1 pseudogene is annotated in these 277 nt (G+C 50.9%); it reads left to right on the top strand.

What is annotated here, in order from left to right:
• Positions 1–277, top strand: a pseudogene (locus SJ312_RS23420) (hypothetical protein); the annotation flags it as partial.

The following is a 277-nucleotide window of genomic DNA, read 5'->3' as shown; positions in this document are numbered from 1 at the left end:
GCGTTGACGGCGGATTTAAACAAACAACTCGCTTTGTTGAAGCAAAAAGAAGACGGGTTGAAGAAAGCTGAAACGGAGAGCCAAACCACCCGTGAGGCACTCGCCAAACAGCAAGCAGACGCAAAAGCCTTAGCGGAGAAAAACCAGCAGCTTGCTGCCGAATTGCAACAAAAAGCACAACAAGCGGAAAAAATTCAAGCGTCCTTAGCCGAGCAGACGGCGAAGGCTGCCGAGAAGGTGGCGTTAGAAGCCGAACTGGCTGAGGCGAAAAAACAGT

Origin of the sequence: Providencia sp. CIM-Carb-044 (assembly GCF_033901115.1) — a bacterium.
In the GTDB taxonomy this organism is placed as follows: Bacteria; Pseudomonadota; Gammaproteobacteria; order Enterobacterales; family Enterobacteriaceae; genus Providencia; species Providencia hangzhouensis.
Note: the sequence above shows the minus strand (reverse complement) of the source record. Positions and strands in the feature narration are given on the sequence as shown.